We start from the raw sequence: 16295 nt of genomic DNA on the forward strand, positions 1-16295 counted from the left end.
AAATGTGGCAGTTAGCGACTGAGCTGTTCGATAAGGGCCGGGACGACTTTGTAAATGTCACCAACCAGACCGTAATCGGCGTAGTTGAAGATAGGGGCTTTTTTATCTTTATTGATGGCGACTATGATCTTCGCGCCGTTCCCGCCGACCATATGTTGAATTTGTCCTGAGATGCCCAGTGTCAGGTACAAATCTGATTTCAACAGCACGCCGGAAACGCCAATATAGCGCTCGCGCTCCATCCAGTTTTCACCTTCGGCAATAGGGCGTGAACAACCCACTTCGGCACCCAGAACGGTGGCAAGATTGCGTACCATCTGCAGATCGCTCTCGGCAACCAGGCCACGACCGACGCCAACCACGCGTTTGGCTTTGCTGAGATCCACGCTGCTGAGGGATTTGGCTCGACGTTCCTGGCAAACAATCTCATGAAGTGGCGTGATATAAGGTGCAGAGACCACAGGGCATGTGTGTGCAGGATTGGCTGCTACGGGTTCAAACATGCCTGGGGCAAGTGTGATAATGGCCAGCGCGCTATTCAGTTTTTCTTTACCGAATGCCAGACCGCCATACATACGGTGTTCTGCAAACAGCGCACCAGCATCGAGAGTGACCGATGTGGCGTCGTTTACCATCGCCGCATTGAGTTGAATGCTCAACCGCGCGCCCAGTGATTTTGCGCGTTTAGACGCAGGCATCAGCAATAGCCCGGTGTGTGTTTGCAGTAAGGCTGAGAGAGTCTCGGCGTAGTTTTCAACACGTTGCAGCCCACAAGCGTGTTCGAGCACGATGATGTCATCGGCACCCAGCGCTTTAACCTGATCGGCCTGTTCGTTACCCTGCACAATAAGGTGTACCTGCTCGCCCCACTGGCGGGCACCGGTCATTAATTCCGCATAGCGTTCTACGTTATCGCTAAACACCCATACGTTGGCTAATTTACTCATGATGATTGTTCTCCGTTGGGCTTAGTTCAGGGCTTTTTTCAGATGTTCGGCCAGTTCGGCAATGGCTTCTGCTGAGTCATTTTCCAAAATGATGTGCTTGCGTTCTGTCTGCGGTGGAACACTGAGGCTGACTAATTCCGCTAGTGGTGACGTTGGCGTCCAGCCGATATCGCTGGCCTGCCAGGGGGTGACGGGTTTTTTGCCGGCCCCAAGAATGGCTTTCATTGACGGAATCCGCGGTGTATTAATATCTGAGGTAACGCAAATTACTGCTGGGAGCGGCAGGTCAATGACTTCGACTTCATCTTCAAGGGTGCGCTCAACCAGTATGCGGTCGCCATTACGTTGGATCCTGCTTACCGCGTTAATCACAGGAAGCTGCAGGAGCTCGCCTACCAGTAAACCGACCTGTTGTGCGTAGACATCGCCGGACCCTTCACCGAACAGCATCAGATCGAATTCAATGTTTTTAGCCGCACAAGCCAGTGCCTGGGCAGTATCGCGCGGCAGCGCATGTTCCAGCTGTGGATCTTGCACCATAAACAGGCTATCCGGACCGCGGGATAGCACGTCTTTACGTACTTTAGAATTTTGCAACAAGGAGCCGCCCACCGTTAAGGCGACAATCTCATCGCCTTCAGCGGTAAGTTGTGTGGCGGCTTCAATCGCATTCAGATCAAATTGACTGATTTTGGCATCGGCCCGATCAAAGTTAAGCGAGCGCTCTGGGGTAACAACAATGTCCTGTTCTTCAGGCACCAACTTAAAGCAGGTTATTATTTTCATGGCATCTCCAGTGAGTCACGTTCGGATGATGACGGTGCGCGTCATTATCGGCAGTAGGGAAAATTTGACTGAAAATAGTGTGCGGCAGAGCGGGGCCTGTTTTCGACGGGGCAATCTGTTTTCATTCCCAACAATCTTGCAGAAAAATGTGCAATGGGAATGCTCAGTTTCTAAGCGAGGGGTAAATATTGTGTACAGAAAATTACACCACGGAAACCCGAGTCGGGAGGGTAATTGAGAAATGCATCATATTTTTAATCGATATCTGGCGGCGTTTGTTTCTGGTATGTAAATCGTTAATGTTGAATTAATAACATTTATTCTTTTCAATTAGTATAAAACGTAAATAACGCAAGCTAAGAGCATTCTTGAGCAAGAAGTGTCATCTTGCAGACGACGCAAATAATTTTGTTTCGCTTGGATAGAATATCGTTGTATAACGTGGCTAATCGTTATCATTTAACACTATTAATTTTCCGCATATTTACCATCTAAAGGTGGAGGCTGTCATGTATCAACGATGTTTTGATAATGCCATGGAAACCCTTTTTGAGCAGGGGAAGACCCCCAGATTTTCGCGATTTGTCATCAGTGATGATCCTAACTGGGAGTCTGGTCACCATGTTCATGACAATGAGACAGAGCTAATCTATGTCAAAAAAGGTGTCGCGCGATTAATCATTGATTCTTCACTGTACGTCGCACATGCTGGGGATATTGTGGTGATAGAACAAGGGAGGTTGCATGCCGTCGCCTCGGATAGCAGCGCGCCTGCCACTACCTACACCTGCGCACTGTACGGTTTTCGTTTCAATGGTTGGCAGGATAACCAGTTGTTGCAGTTACATTCGTGTCCGGTCATCAGCGTCGGCCAGGGAAAAGAGGTTATTAAGAGTATTTTTAATGAACTGAGTATTATGATACCGCAGTGTAAAAATAATCTGTCATCCTCAGCTTATGATGCCTTTGCCTATGCATTAACCGTCTTGTATTACGAAAACTTTAAAAATGCTTATCGTTCGGAGCAGGGGTATATTAAAAAAGACGTGTTAATTAAAGATGTTCTGGTGTATTTGAATAACAACTTTCGCGAAAAAATCACACTTGACCAGTTGTCTAAAAAATTTCGAGCCAGTGTGAGTTATATCTGTCACGAATTCACTAAAGAATATCGTATTTCGCCGATTAATTATGTTATTCAACGGCGGATGACGGAAGCAAAATTTTCGCTGACGAATACGGAAGCGTCATTAGCGGAAATCTCGTGGCGGGTAGGGTATGAAAATGTTGATCACTTTGCCAAACTCTTTCAGCGACACGTAGGCTGTACTCCCAGCGATTATCGTAAGCAGTTTAAAAATAATCTGACCGAGCAGGAATGCCTGCAGCCGGAAGTCTGATTTTCTGGCGTAAGTCCGGATAGCGTTTATCCGCTATCCGGATGACAGAACGGCTTACTTGTTTTGATAATCTTTCAGGATCTGACGTCCGGCGACGTAGATCATGATTTCATCGGTGCCACCGCCAATGCGTTCACAGCGCACATCGCGCCAGAACCGGGATACACGGGCTTCATCGGTATAACCCAGACCACCCATTATCTGAATCGCGTCGTCGATAACTTCCATCGCTGTGCGGGCGCAGTACAGTTTTGCCAGCGCCGCACTGGTACGCAGTGATTGTTCCTGATCGGCCTGCCAGGCGACTTTCAATACCATATTGCGCATGTTTTCGATTTTAACCGCCATCAGCGCCAGTTTTTCCTGGATCATCTGGTTGTGGCCAATCGGTTTACCAAAGGCGATACGCTGGTTGGCGTAACGTGCGGCATCCTCGAAAGCGCATTCGGCAAAGCCGGTGCTGCGTGCTGCGTTGATCAATCGCTCCATTTCGAAGTTGTACATCACGTTGAGGAAGCCCATACCTTCTTCGCCGACCATATCACTTTCGTCAACTTCAACGTCATCAAGATAGACTTCGCAGGTACTTAACATGTGCCAGCCGATTTTATGCAGCGGATTAACTTTGATGCCGGGTTTCTTCGAATCCACCCACCACAGGGTAAAGGCTTTCTTCGGATCTTTCGGTTCGGGATCGCGAGCCAGGACCAGCATATACGGGTACTCTTTGGCACCGGTAATAAAGGTTTTTTGCCCGTTAAGGTACACCTTGCCGTTTTTGCGGATGTAGCTGGTGGTGGCACTGTTGTTATCTGAGCCAGCGCCCGGTTCGGTTAACGCCAGCGCATAGGCTGGATCGCCTGTCTCCATAGTGCTTTCAGCTGTTTTACGTAGCTGCTCCGCGGAGCCAAAACGGCGCATACTGTGGATACACTGACCGTTAGTGATCAGAAAGGCAGGCGCACCACATTTCGAGACTTCCATCAGTGCCAGCATTTGCGTGACGTAATCTGCCGGAATGCCACCGAACTCTTCCGGCACGCCCAGCATCGAAATGCCGTTATCCGCAAGCGCGCGCATAAATTCTTTAGGGTAGGTGGAAGTTTGATCACAGGTACGGAAATATTCTTCCGGGAAATTACTGGTGATCAGTTCCCGAATGCTGGCAAGCAGCAGCTCTTGTTCTTCAGTTAATGAAAAGTCCATCAGGGTACTCCTTTTAATTGGCAGCGTCGGGCAAAACAAAACCCATCGTGGCATCGATAAATAATCTTTCGTCCATCAGTTTCAGGTCTGGAGAAATAACGGGAGTGAAATCCATTTTGTCCAAAATGTCTTCTTGTAAAGAAACGCCCGGGGCAATTTCCACTAAATGGAGACCGTCTTCTTTTAACGTAAATACGGCGCGCTCGGTGATGTAACGCACATCCAGTCCACGTTCGAGGGCAATTTTTCCACTGAAGGTGATTTCAGGTAATTCGCTAACGAATTTCTTCACCCGACCTTCCTGCACGATATTCAATTTGCCGTCGGCAACATCTGTTTTCAGACTGCCGGCAGTCAGGGTGCCGCAGAAAATAATTTTCTTCGAGGTGGCGCTGATATCAATAAAACCGCCAGTGCCCATGATCTTGCCATTAAATTTATGCACACCGACGTTGCCGTGCTGATCGACTTCGGCAAAGCTTAAATAGCACACATCCAGGCCGCCACCATGGTAGAAATCAAACTGGGAGGTCATATCCAGAATAGCGCGGGTATTGACGTTGGCCCCAAAAGCGATGCCCTGCGAGGTAATACCGCCGATTGGCCCGGTTTCAACCGTCAGTATGAAGTCATCGGCACAGCCTTCTTCACGCGCGACGAGACCAATACCATCGGCAATTCCTACGCCAACGTTACCCACTGCACCTTTCCGCATTTCGAACAGCGCACGTCGGGCTACCAGTTTACGTTGGTTAAGCGGCAGGGCAGTTTGCAGGCTGTCATCAAGGATGAAATCGCCTGAAATAAAGCGGTTAACCGGCGCTCCGCCATACAGCTGAGTCTGTTCAGGATCGATAACGACGATATCCACCAGATAGCCAGGGATCCGCACTGCTTTAGGGTGCAGTGTGGCTTTCTTCACCATTTTTTGTACCTGCATCATGACGATGCCGCCGTTGTTATGCACGGCCTGCGCGATGACCAACGCATCGAGATACATCACTTCGTCTTCAAAGGTGGCGTAGCCTTCGCTGTCACAGGTGGTGGCACGAATAAAGGCGATATTCGGTGCAATGGCTTTGTAGTAGAGATACTCTTTGTTATCAATTTCTACCAGTTTGATCAGATCTTCGGTGGTCACTTCATTGAGTTTGCCACCTTGTTGGCGAGGATCGACAAACGTACCAATGCCGATATCACTCAAAATACCTGGCTGATGGGCCGCAGAGGCACGCAGGGTTTGAGTTAATACGCCTTGCGGATAGTTGTAGGCTGCAATTTTATTTTGTTCCGCGAGGTCGGATATACGTGGGGATTGCCCCCAATGGCCGCACAACGCCCATTTAACTAAACCTTCCTGAGCCAGTGGACTAATCCCCCGGTCTGCGCGGTCGCCCAGTCCAGTCGGGCTAATTAGCGACAAATTACGCGGGGATTGGCTATTTTTATATTTCTCGGCCAGTGCATTAATTAATGTTGTGGCCTCAAGTATCCCACCACCAGCGCCTAATACGCAGAGGGTGGCTTCATCCGGAATATAATCAATTGCGTCAGCTGCAGATAATACCGGTACCCGACCATTTAAACGTGTTGGTCTTGAAAGTTTCATATAAACTCCAGGTTATATTCGTGCGAATACCTATCGCTATATTCGATAATAGTGTTTTATGTTATTTGAAAATATTTAATCATCTGCCAGATATTCGTGGTAAAACGAATATCTGGGGCAGGGCGTTATTTATTACAATTTAAAAATATTCGGCTATTAAGCCTGGTGTAATATTGTCAGAACGGTACGTAGATCGGTTACGGAGATTTGTCCTGGGGCCGAGGCTTTTTTCACCGCACCAAACGTCGCCGCTGAGCCGAAGACTTCACCGGACAGTCGTGAGATCACACCGGTTTTCGCCATTGACATGGTAATAATAGGGCGGTCGGCGTAGCGTTCCTGCATCTCCAGCGTTGCGCTAAGCAATGTCAGCACATCCGTTTTGCTTTGCGGCATCAACGCGATTTTGGGAATATCTGCACCAAGTTCCTGCATTTTACGCAGTCGCTGGACAATATCATCGGCTGCAGGTGTCTTGTGAAAATCATGGTTCGACATAATAACGAAGACATTTTTCGCGTGTGCATGCTCGACGGTGGCTTTAACCAGGTCATCACCGGTGAAAAGCTCCAGGTCGATCATATCCACCAGACCGCTGTCCACTGCTGCCAGATTTAATGCAATATAGTTTTCGACGGACAGTGCCTGTTCACCACCTTCCTGTGCACTACGGAAGGTGAACAGCAACGGTTTATCAGCCATCACATCACGGATCGCACGTGCGGCTTCCAGTACTGCGTCAATGGAAGCGACATCGGCGAAATGGTCAACACGCCATTCCAGAATGTCGAAATCCGCTTCGCGATAGGCCAGTGCTTCGCTTTTTACCGTTGAGATGTCTTTACCCATCAGTGAGACAATGATCTTCGGCGCACCCTCGCCAATCACGAGGTTTCTTACGGTTACGGTTTTCATTGATTACCCTTTAACTATTCACAAATACTGCCCATCAGGCTGTAAAACCCATAACCTGTTTGACATACTCCAGCGGGAAATCTTTCCCGGTCCAGAGCTTGAACTGCTCAGCCCCTTGCCACAACAACATGCCGTAACCATCAATCGTTTTGCAACCGGCATGTTGTGCCTGTTGCAACAACTTGGTCATATGCGGGTTATACACACATTCGGTCACCAGCAGTTCCGGGCGAAGCAGGGAAACGTCGGTCACAATAGATTCGTTATCTAGCGGTTTCATGCCGACTTTCGTGCCGTTGGTCAAAATATCCGCGCTGGCGAGAGCCTCGGCAAAAGCCTGGCGATCGGCAAGGTCGATAACGGTGACAACGCAGTCGGTGTTTTCATTAACACGTTTGGCGAATGCCTGCGCCTTTTCAAAGAACTCATCTTTACGGTTAAAGATCTTAATTTCTTTGATGCCTTCAATAGCTGCCTGAGCGCCAATGGCTGTAGACGCGCCGCCCGCGCCCAACAGTACCATGGTTTTACCCTTAATATCGAAGCCGCTTTCTTTAATCGCGCGAATATGGCCGGTGCCGTCGGTGTTGTAACCACGCAGGTAGCCATCATCATTAACGATGGTGTTGATTGCGCCAACCAGTTTGGCGGCAGGCGTCAATTCATCAACATATTCACAGGCCAGCTGTTTATTGGGCATGGAAACCCCGGTACCACGCATTTTTAACGCTTTTAAACCGGCAATGGCATTAGCAAATGTTGAGTTATCGACTTCAAATGCCATGTAGGTAAAAGGCAGCCCTGCTTTTTCTAATGCTTTATTTTGCATTTCAGGGGACAGACTGTGTCTGATAGGGTAGGCCATCAGACCAATCAGTTCATATTTTGCAGTTACGTCCATTTGATACTCCTTCTAAACAATTTATTGAAAATAACGTTCGCCCAACCGCACATCGTTTTTGGGGATATCAAATACGCGGTAATAGCGAATAAAGACGATGATGGCGGTGATGAATGCCAGCAGAGCAAATGCAAGGTCCAGCAAGATGATGTATTGCAGGCCGATGTTAGAAAGGTATCCGGTGATCAGTGGGATAATAAAGTTGGCTACACCACCCATCATCATATAAACACTGGTGACTTTGGCTTTGCTCTTCGGGAAAAACTCCGACATCACCGAGACACCGAGCTGTAAAATACCGCCAGCAGCAGAGAAGCCAATCAGAAACGATCCTGCGTTACAAACCAGCGGAGAGGGATACAAATAAATGACCGCAGCGGTAATGCTTGCCAAACCTGCGTTAAAAACGTTAGCCCAAATGGGGCGAACCATTTTCTTCAGGAGGGCAGCAAAGATGAATACGCAGACCAGCGATCCCATGCTGTAGTAAGAGATGGTTTTTAAGGCGTCAGTTTCTGCCATGCCAGCAAATGCCATGGCATATTTCGGCATCCAGACCACGATGACATAGAAGGTTGAGAATGCGGCAACCCCAAACAGCACGGAAGCGACACCTTCCAACCAGACCAGGGGTTTACTGTTCATCTGTGGCAGATCTTTGGCGAGACCCGCGTCCACCATCTGGCTGGGAAAGCGACTTTTTAACAGCATCAGGGTGATGACCACGAACAGGACACCCGGGATGATGACCGCATAGCCGTACCAGACATGGTTGAGCAGCATGGTACTGACGATGATGGGGTAAATCATCTGGCCAAACGACACCATGGCTTTAACCAGAATAACCGCCGAGCCGGATGCTTTAGGGAAACATTCCATTAACGCAGGATAACCACCGGTATCCAGCGCTGAATTTGCTACGCCAACGCATACAGCCAGAATAAAGGCAATCATCAGATTGGGGCTGGCGGGAATACCGAAGAAGAACAGCATATATAGAATAACGCCTAACAGAATGATAGCCCGGCGACCGAACTTATCTGATAGAACGCCAAAGAATAAAATACTGACCAGTCGACCAAGACCAATACCGGAAATTAGATAGGCAATTCCTGCATTATCGGTTGAAAACTTTTCAGCCAGGGAGGTCATGTTTTGCGCCAGTGTGATGACGCTAATACCGTGTAAAAAATAACTTAAATAAATACAGGTTATCGCCAGAAGAAATGGCGTGTTAAAGGTCTTTTTCTGAGACATTTTTTCACAACTCCTTGCGGATTTTAAAATTATTCTGTGCTCGTCGGTGTAGTTTAAATTTCGGCGACCTTGTAATTAATATACCAGGCAGTAGTTATTGTACCTACATAGCATGGCGTTTAAGTTACCAGGTATATTGCATATCAAACTGTGAAATCTAATTCGTCAGACCGACGTTTTGCCGTTATTTTAAAAATACGTCCAATTATTTTGCAGAAGAGGGGAACAATATTGCATCCGCGCTATTGCGCGAGCGGAGCCATGTTTAACTGACGCTTTGCGGCAAGTCGGCTGCGATAACCAATAAACAGTGCCAGCAGGAAGCCGAGCGCAGCAATGCCTGCATCAAACCACATGATGTGCGCAATACTGGTTTCGGAGAGCCTGGCGGTAATCAGTGGGATTGTGAAGGTCGCGATACTGCCCGCGCTGTAGTAAATACCGGTAGCTTTACCTTTCGCATGCGGAAAGCGAGCAGCCATTAGCGTTAGACCGATTTGTACGACGCCACCGGCTGAAGAGAATCCGATGACAAAGGCGAATGTAATCACGACCCAGGTTGTTGGATGCAGGCAAACCGCCAGCAGCGCGACAAAGGAGATAAAGGTGTACAGCATTAACAGAGATGTTGCACGACCCGCTTTTCTCGCCAGGGGAGCAGTAATGAATACGCACAACAGCGAACCACAGGTGTAAATACTTAACAGCTTGATAGATAACGTATACGGCATACCGGCGACAAACTGACCATACTGTGCCAGCCACTGGCTAACCAGATAAAATGTGGCCATCGAGATATAGCCATACAACGTGTAACTCCCCAGATCGAGAAGGGAACAACGGTGCTCTGGTTGGATCGGTTCCTGTAAAACGGATGATGGCGTGATGGAATGCTTCGGTCCAGGATGTGCAGGGAAGCGGCAACGAAACAAAAATATGCCGTTGACTGCCATAATACCCGCCGCCAGCAAGAAGGACCAGCCAAACCAGAGTTCAGCCCACACCAGCAGACTGATAACCATCGGCAACAGAAACTGGCCGCTGGACACAAAGGCTTTAATCAGAATATTGGCGGTGCTGGGCGAGCGGGGGAAGGCCTCCATCAGACTTGGGTAGGTTCCGGCATCAAGAAAACTGTTTGCCATTCCCGCTAAAAAACCAAAGGCGTAGGCAATCACAATGCTATGAGTATTGATGATGCCAAAAAAGAAGATTAGGTAGCAGATCATGCCAAAAATGATAAACGGTCTGCGGCCATAGCGATCGGAGAGCATGCCTGCAACTAATAGAACGCTTAACCGACCGATACCAAGGGAGGAGATGACAATCGAGACCCCCGCTGCATTAGTTTGCCACTGTTGTTCAAGTGAGGACATATTGAGGGACATTAGAATGACCCCCATACCGTGTACCAGGTAATTAAGGTACAGCCCTATCGCAGTGGAGAAATAGGTGTTTTTCATAATGTGTTACTCAGCGAAGAGGCTAAATGGATGTTGTGTTCTGTGTCGCGTAGGGCGTGTTAGCCCAAATAGTATGCAGACTGCGCGTGAGCGAGGGCATATTGTCGGGTGCCCGTGTTGCAACGTAGTGGTGACGTTATAACCGCTTAACACAAACGCTCAAGGTTGTGTGCATAGAGTTCCACAGCAGCCGATTGATAGATTTTCCAGTCGAGAAAATTGTCGTGACTATAAACTGCCTGAAAAGAAACCAGATCGGGGAAAAAACGCATCGTGTTATTACCGATACGATTATTTATTTTTTCGATGATCGCGTTAATTCTTAACTTTCTCTTTGCTTTCATTTCTGTACAAATGCGCGCGATGTTTTCTGGGATTTCTTTTTCACCGCTTTCCCATTGTTGCCAGGCGACAATGTCGCCATCCCGCGCGATATACGCGGCGCTTTCTTCCACCGTCATAGCAAAAATATGGCGGATAGCCTGCAATTCTAATGCGTTCATTATTTAATCACTTCATAAAAGACAGTGGAATAGTAATAACATTAATGTGGATATTTCGGCTTGAAGAGAGTCACAGTATCTTGTGCAATATTATTTGTTATTAATCTGTGAAGTCGGTGCATTTGGTGTGAGAGTGAAATAAAGCAATGGGCTAGCTGATGCGATGTAGGTCGTTAGGGGGAGAGTTCAGGATAAAAAAAAGCCCATCGTGGGAGATGGGCAAAGACTACACACAGCAATTCGTTATTTCACTCAGGGGATTTCCATGCTTATAAATCAATGTGTTGATCTAAAGCCTTGGGGTAATAGTAGGCATGCTGCTTTTTCACGTCGATCAGATTCATCTCAATAGTTTAAAAACTGTAAAGAATTTGCGACATAAATGAGTATTCACACAGGGCTGGCGTTGGATTCGGTTCGGGGAGCTGTGATGCGATTATAAGCAATATTAAACAATCAGGCGGCAATGTTGCCGCCTGATGTTGTACTACTTATTGCTTTCGATTTCAGCGATTTCTTCGAGGATTTGGTCCGGGTCGGTGCCCGGTGCAGGGGCTTCGTTGACCCATGCGGAGAACAGGCGCCATGAAACAGCCAGCACCACTGGGCCGATAAACAGACCAATCATACCGAATGCAATCAACCCACCGATCACCCCGGAAAGAATGAGGATCAATGGCAAATCAGCACCCATACGAATCAGCATGGGACGAATAACGTTATCCAGTGTTCCGACCACACCGCTCCACACAAGTAGCACCGTGCCCCAGGTAGAGTCACCTGTCCAGTAAAGCCAGATAATAGCTGGAACCAGCACCGGTAAAGGCCCCAGTTGCACCAGACAGGAGAGGATCATCAACACCGCCAGTAGTGTAGCGTAAGGTACCCCCGTTACCGCCAGACCAATGCCACCGAGGACGGCCTGCACCAGCGCCGTGACGACCACGCCTAATGCAACCGCACGAATGGCCTGTGCTGCCAACAGAATTGCAGCGTCACCGCGTTTCGATGCAAGACGGCAGGCGAAGTGGCGAATACCTAGCGCCACCTGCTCACCGCGCCAGTACAGCAGGGCGCTGAATAGCAACATCAAGCCACAGTGCATCATAAAGCGGCCAATATGCGCGGCCTGGCCAACAAACCAGGTGGTTGTGGTACCGATATAGGGACGAACCTTAGCCATGATAGCCGAACCGCCCATATCCAACAGGCTGTGCCATGCGCCATAGAGTTTGGCACCCACCAGAGGAATACTGTTTAACCACGCCAGATCCGGCAGCGTCATATCACCGGCGGTAACGGCATGAATCAGAGGACCACTGCCATCAACGATGCTGTTGACCAACAGAGCGATAGGAATAATGAATAACAGAACTAACAACAGGGTCATCACCAGCACGGCAAGCGAACGGCGTTCCCACAGCAATTTTTGTATACGTATCAGGATGGGCCAGGTCGCAATGACCACCGTACCTGCCCAGGCAAAACCGAGGATAAAGGGTTGCACAATCCAGAGACAGGCCACAATCATGATGGCTAAAAACAGCACCGATAGCAGCACTTGTGCAATATCCCTGGGCTGACGGAAATTTACCATAAATACTTTTCACCTTTGTCTTTGCGTCAGAACGTTGACGCGACGTGAACACGTTAATCACACTCTATAATGATGAGCAATTTCAGCGGTTTTGAACAGGCGGATTCTGCCTGTAAATCTGCTGAGCGTATTAGAAAAAAATGTGATACAACAAACAAAGCAACACGCAAACGATTAAATTCACAACACAGACCGCAGGAAAGGGTCACTATAATGATTCCACAAATTTCTCAGGCGCCAGGTGTCGTTCAACTGGTGCTCAATTTTTTGCAGGCGCTGGAGCAGCAAGGGTTCACGGGCGATACGGCAACGAGCTATGCCGATCGTCTGACAATGTCGACGGATAACAGTATCTATCAGCTTCTGCCTGATGCCGTGGTGTTTCCTCGTTCGACGGCTGATGTGGCACTTATCGCTCGCCTGGCGTCAGAGCCGCTCTTTTCGTCGTTGATTTTTACCCCTCGCGGTGGCGGCACAGGCACCAACGGTCAGGCGCTTAATCAGGGCATTATTGTTGATATGTCCCGTTACATGAGCCGCATCATCGAAATCAATGTGCAGGAAGGTTGGGTGCGGGTAGAGGCGGGGGTGATAAAAGATCAGCTTAACCAATATCTGAAACCCTACGGCTATTTCTTTGCGCCTGAATTGTCCACCAGTAACCGGGCGACGTTGGGGGGAATGATCAACACCGACGCTTCCGGGCAAGGTTCGTTGGTCTACGGTAAAACCTCCGATCACGTGCTGGGTATCCGCGCGGTATTGATGGGCGGGGATATTCTCGATACCCAGCCGATGCCGGTTGAGTTTGCCGAAATGCTCGGTAAAAACAATACGGCGATTGGGCGTATCTATAAAACGGTGTATGAACGGTGCCGTGAGAATCGGCAGTTGATCATTGATAAGTTTCCCAAGCTTAATCGCTTCCTGACAGGTTACGATCTGCGGCACGTCTTCAATGATGCGATGACCGAGTTTGATTTAACCCGCATCCTTACGGGGTCTGAAGGTACGCTGGCATTTATCACCGAAGCCCGCCTTGATATCACGCCGCTGCCTAAAGTTCGGCGATTGGTCAACGTCAAATACGATTCGTTTGACTCTGCATTGCGTAATGCGCCGGTGATGGTAGAGGCGCGTGCGCTGTCGGTCGAAACCGTCGATTCCAAAGTGCTTAATCTGGCGCGGGAAGATATTGTCTGGCACTCCGTCAGCGAATTGATTACCGATGTCCCGGATAAAGAGATGCTCGGGCTGAATATCGTCGAGTTTGCGGGTGACGATGAAGCATTAATTGATTCGCAGGTCAGTGCGCTGTGTGAACGCCTGGACGGGCTAATTGCCCGGCAGGAAGCCGGTGTGATTGGCTGGCAACTGTGTACCGAACTGGCCGGCGTAGAGCGCATCTACGCCATGCGGAAAAAGGCCGTTGGTCTGCTGGGTAATGCCAAAGGCTCTGCGAAGCCGATTCCGTTTGCCGAAGATACCTGCGTACCGCCGGAACACCTGGCCGACTATATTGCCGAGTTCCGTGCGCTACTCGATAGCCATGGCCTGAGCTATGGCATGTTTGGTCACGTGGATGCCGGGGTACTGCACGTCAGACCCGCGCTGGATATGTGTGATCCGCAGCAAGAAGTGCTGATGAAACGCATCTCTGATGATGTGGTGGCACTGACGGCAAAATACGGTGGCCTGCTGTGGGGCGAACACGGGAAAGGTTTCCGTGCTGAGTACAGCCCGGCGTTCTTTGGCGAGGAACTGTATCGCGAACTGCGCAAAGTGAAGTCGGCGTTTGATCCGCAAAACCGGCTCAATCCGGGGAAAATTTGCCCTCCGGAAGCCATCGATGCGCCAATGATGAAAGTGGATGCGGTTAAACGTGGGACTTACGATCGTCAAATCCCGCTGGCCGTTCGACAGGAGTGGCGTGGAGCAATGGAGTGTAACGGCAACGGGTTATGCTTTAACTTCGATGCGAAAAGCCCGATGTGTCCGTCGATGAAAATTAGCCTCAATCGCATTCACTCGCCAAAAGGGCGGGCAACGCTGGTACGGGAATGGTTACGCCTGTTGGCCGATCGTGGGATCGACCCCGTGAAACTGGAAAAAGAGTTGCCAGAAAAACGTGCCAGTTTACGTACGCTAATCGCCCGTACCCGCAACAGCTGGCATGCACGTAAGGGCGAGTATGATTTCTCGCATGAAGTGAAAGAGGCGATGTCCGGGTGTCTGGCATGTAAAGCGTGTTCGACGCAGTGCCCGATAAAAATTGACGTTCCGGAATTCCGCTCGCGCTTCCTGCAGCTGTATCACACGCGCTATCTGCGCCCGCTCCGCGATCATATGGTCGCCACCGTTGAGAGTTATGCACCGCTAATGGCGCGCGCACCTAAAACGTTCAACTTTTTCATCAATCAACCGCTGGTACGTAATCTGGCTAAAAAACACATCGGCATGGTGGATTTGCCGCTGTTGTCTGCGCCATCATTACAACGACAGTTGGTCGGGCATCGTTCGGCCAATATGACGCTGGAACAGCTTGAAGCTCTCAGCCAGGAACAAAAAGCCCGTACGGTGCTGGTGGTGCAGGACCCTTTCACCAGCTATTACGATGCACAGGTCGTGGCTGATTTCATCCGACTGGTAGAAAAATTGGGTTTACAGCCGGTGCTGTTGCCATTCTCGCCTAACGGTAAAGCGCAGCATATAAAGGGCTTTTTAAACCGGTTTGCGAAAACGGCGAAAAAGACCGCTGAATTCCTCAACCGGGTGGCAAAGCTGAATATCCCGATGGTCGGTGTCGATCCGGCGCTGGTGCTATGTTATCGCGATGAATACAAGCTGGCGCTCGGCGAGCAGCGCGGTGATTTCCATGTCTTACTGGTCAATGAGTGGTTATCGGCTGTATTGGCGTCAGAACCGTCGGTCGCTGTTGGTGGTGAACCGTGGTACTTCTTCGGACACTGTACCGAAGTGACCGCTCTGCCGGGAGCACCTGCGCAGTGGGCCGCGATTTTTGCCCGGTTTGGGGCCAAACTGGAAAATGTCAGCGTGGGGTGCTGCGGGATGGCGGGTACGTATGGCCATGAAGTGAAGAATCACCAGAACTCTTTAGGGATCTATGAGTTATCATGGCACCAGGCAATGCAACGATTGCCGCGTAACCGTTGTCTGGCTGCCGGGTATTCATGTCGCAGCCAGGTTAAACGCGTAGAAGGCACGGGCGTTCGCCACCCATTACAGGCATTACTGGAGATTATAGGATGATCTGGAAACGTGAAGTCACACTCGAGGCGCTCAACGCCATGGGTGAAGGAAATATGGTAGGGCTGCTCGATATTCGTTTTGTGCATATCGGCGACAATACTCTGGAAGCCACAATGCCCGTGGACCATCGCACCAAACAACCCTTTGGTTTGTTGCACGGCGGGGCGTCTGTCGTGCTGGCTGAAAGCATTGGCTCGGTGGCTGGATATCTGTGTACGCAGGGCGATCAGAAAGTGGTGGGCCTTGAGATTAACGCCAACCACGTTCGTTCTGCACGTGAAGGGCTTGTCAGAGGGGTGTGCAGCCCTGTGCATACCGGTTCACGTCATCAGGTGTGGCAAATCGAAATCTTCGATGAGCAGGGCCGGTTATGCTGCACCTCGCGACTGACGACTGCTATTTTGTGATGCATGTTGAGTTTGGTCATTATCTGCGCAGGTA

At 49.5% G+C, this 16295-nt stretch carries 13 protein-coding genes and 1 other RNA gene; 3 read left to right on the forward strand and 11 right to left on the reverse strand.

Annotated elements, in window-relative coordinates; genetic code table 11:
- Positions 1 to 11 precede the first annotated feature (11 nt).
- Together QMN38_RS02215 and QMN38_RS02220 are read right to left on the reverse strand one after the other, a co-directional pair.
- Positions 12 to 947 carry an electron transfer flavoprotein subunit alpha gene (locus QMN38_RS02215; protein ID WP_323604387.1) on the reverse strand — a complete coding sequence of 312 codons (936 nt, stop codon included), beginning with the start codon at positions 945 to 947 and terminating at the stop codon, positions 12 to 14.
- A gap of 21 nt (positions 948 to 968) precedes the next feature.
- Positions 969 to 1733 (reverse strand): electron transfer flavoprotein, encoded by a 765-nt coding sequence (locus tag QMN38_RS02220; protein ID WP_271449078.1) that lies wholly within the window; start codon positions 1731 to 1733, stop codon positions 969 to 971.
- A gap of 509 nt (positions 1734 to 2242) precedes the next feature.
- On the opposite strand from QMN38_RS02220, the gene QMN38_RS02225 reads away from it, so the two are divergent.
- On the forward strand, positions 2243 to 3133 hold the full coding sequence (locus tag QMN38_RS02225; RefSeq protein ID WP_271440772.1) for an AraC family transcriptional regulator: 891 nt from the start codon (positions 2243 to 2245) through the stop codon (positions 3131 to 3133).
- Positions 3134 to 3187: 54 nt separating this feature from the next.
- On the opposite strand, the gene QMN38_RS02230 is transcribed toward QMN38_RS02225, so the two are convergent.
- From QMN38_RS02230 to ydiK, 9 genes are all read right to left on the reverse strand, one after another.
- Positions 3188 to 4339, reverse strand: a complete 1152-nt coding sequence (locus QMN38_RS02230; RefSeq protein WP_271440773.1) for an acyl-CoA dehydrogenase — start codon at positions 4337 to 4339, stop codon at positions 3188 to 3190.
- Between the two features lie 13 nt (positions 4340 to 4352).
- On the reverse strand, positions 4353 to 5948 hold the full coding sequence (locus tag QMN38_RS02235) for an acyl CoA:acetate/3-ketoacid CoA transferase (RefSeq protein ID WP_323604388.1): 1596 nt from the start codon (positions 5946 to 5948) through the stop codon (positions 4353 to 4355).
- A 156-nt stretch (positions 5949 to 6104) separates the two neighbouring features.
- Positions 6105 to 6863, reverse strand: coding sequence for a type I 3-dehydroquinate dehydratase (gene aroD / locus QMN38_RS02240; RefSeq protein ID WP_323604389.1), 759 nt, complete (start codon positions 6861 to 6863; stop codon positions 6105 to 6107).
- A gap of 34 nt (positions 6864 to 6897) precedes the next feature.
- Positions 6898 to 7764, reverse strand: coding sequence for a quinate/shikimate dehydrogenase (gene ydiB, locus QMN38_RS02245; protein ID WP_271440775.1), 867 nt, complete (start codon positions 7762 to 7764; stop codon positions 6898 to 6900).
- A 21-nt stretch (positions 7765 to 7785) separates the two neighbouring features.
- Positions 7786 to 9021, reverse strand: coding sequence for an MFS transporter (locus QMN38_RS02250; RefSeq protein WP_202038793.1), 1236 nt, complete (start codon positions 9019 to 9021; stop codon positions 7786 to 7788).
- Positions 9022 to 9263: 242 nt separating this feature from the next.
- Complete coding sequence (locus QMN38_RS02255) at positions 9264 to 10484, reverse strand: MFS transporter (RefSeq protein WP_271440776.1); 1221 nt, start codon at positions 10482 to 10484, stop codon at positions 9264 to 9266.
- 146 nt (positions 10485 to 10630) lie between these two features.
- On the reverse strand, positions 10631 to 10987 hold the full coding sequence (locus tag QMN38_RS02260) for a YdiL family protein (RefSeq protein WP_271449076.1): 357 nt from the start codon (positions 10985 to 10987) through the stop codon (positions 10631 to 10633).
- Positions 10988 to 11178: 191 nt separating this feature from the next.
- An RNA gene (gene rprA, locus QMN38_RS02265) (antisense sRNA RprA) lies at positions 11179 to 11286 on the reverse strand.
- Between the two features lie 188 nt (positions 11287 to 11474).
- Positions 11475 to 12584, reverse strand: a complete 1110-nt coding sequence (ydiK, locus tag QMN38_RS02270) for an AI-2E family transporter YdiK (protein ID WP_323604390.1) — start codon at positions 12582 to 12584, stop codon at positions 11475 to 11477.
- 213 nt (positions 12585 to 12797) lie between these two features.
- On the opposite strand from ydiK, the gene ydiJ reads away from it, so the two are divergent.
- Both ydiJ and menI read left to right on the forward strand, forming a co-directional pair.
- Entirely contained in the window at positions 12798 to 15854 is a 3057-nt protein-coding gene (gene ydiJ, locus QMN38_RS02275) for a D-2-hydroxyglutarate dehydrogenase YdiJ (protein ID WP_323604391.1), read from the forward strand.
- On the forward strand, positions 15851 to 16261 hold the full coding sequence (menI, locus tag QMN38_RS02280) for a 1,4-dihydroxy-2-naphthoyl-CoA hydrolase (RefSeq protein ID WP_137383333.1): 411 nt from the start codon (positions 15851 to 15853) through the stop codon (positions 16259 to 16261). The genes ydiJ and menI overlap by 4 nt, the downstream gene beginning before the upstream one ends.
- Positions 16262 to 16295: the final 34 nt, after the last annotated feature.

Origin of the sequence: Citrobacter sp. R-1.5.2 (assembly GCF_035064245.1) — a bacterium.
GTDB lineage: Bacteria > Pseudomonadota > Gammaproteobacteria > Enterobacterales > Enterobacteriaceae > Citrobacter.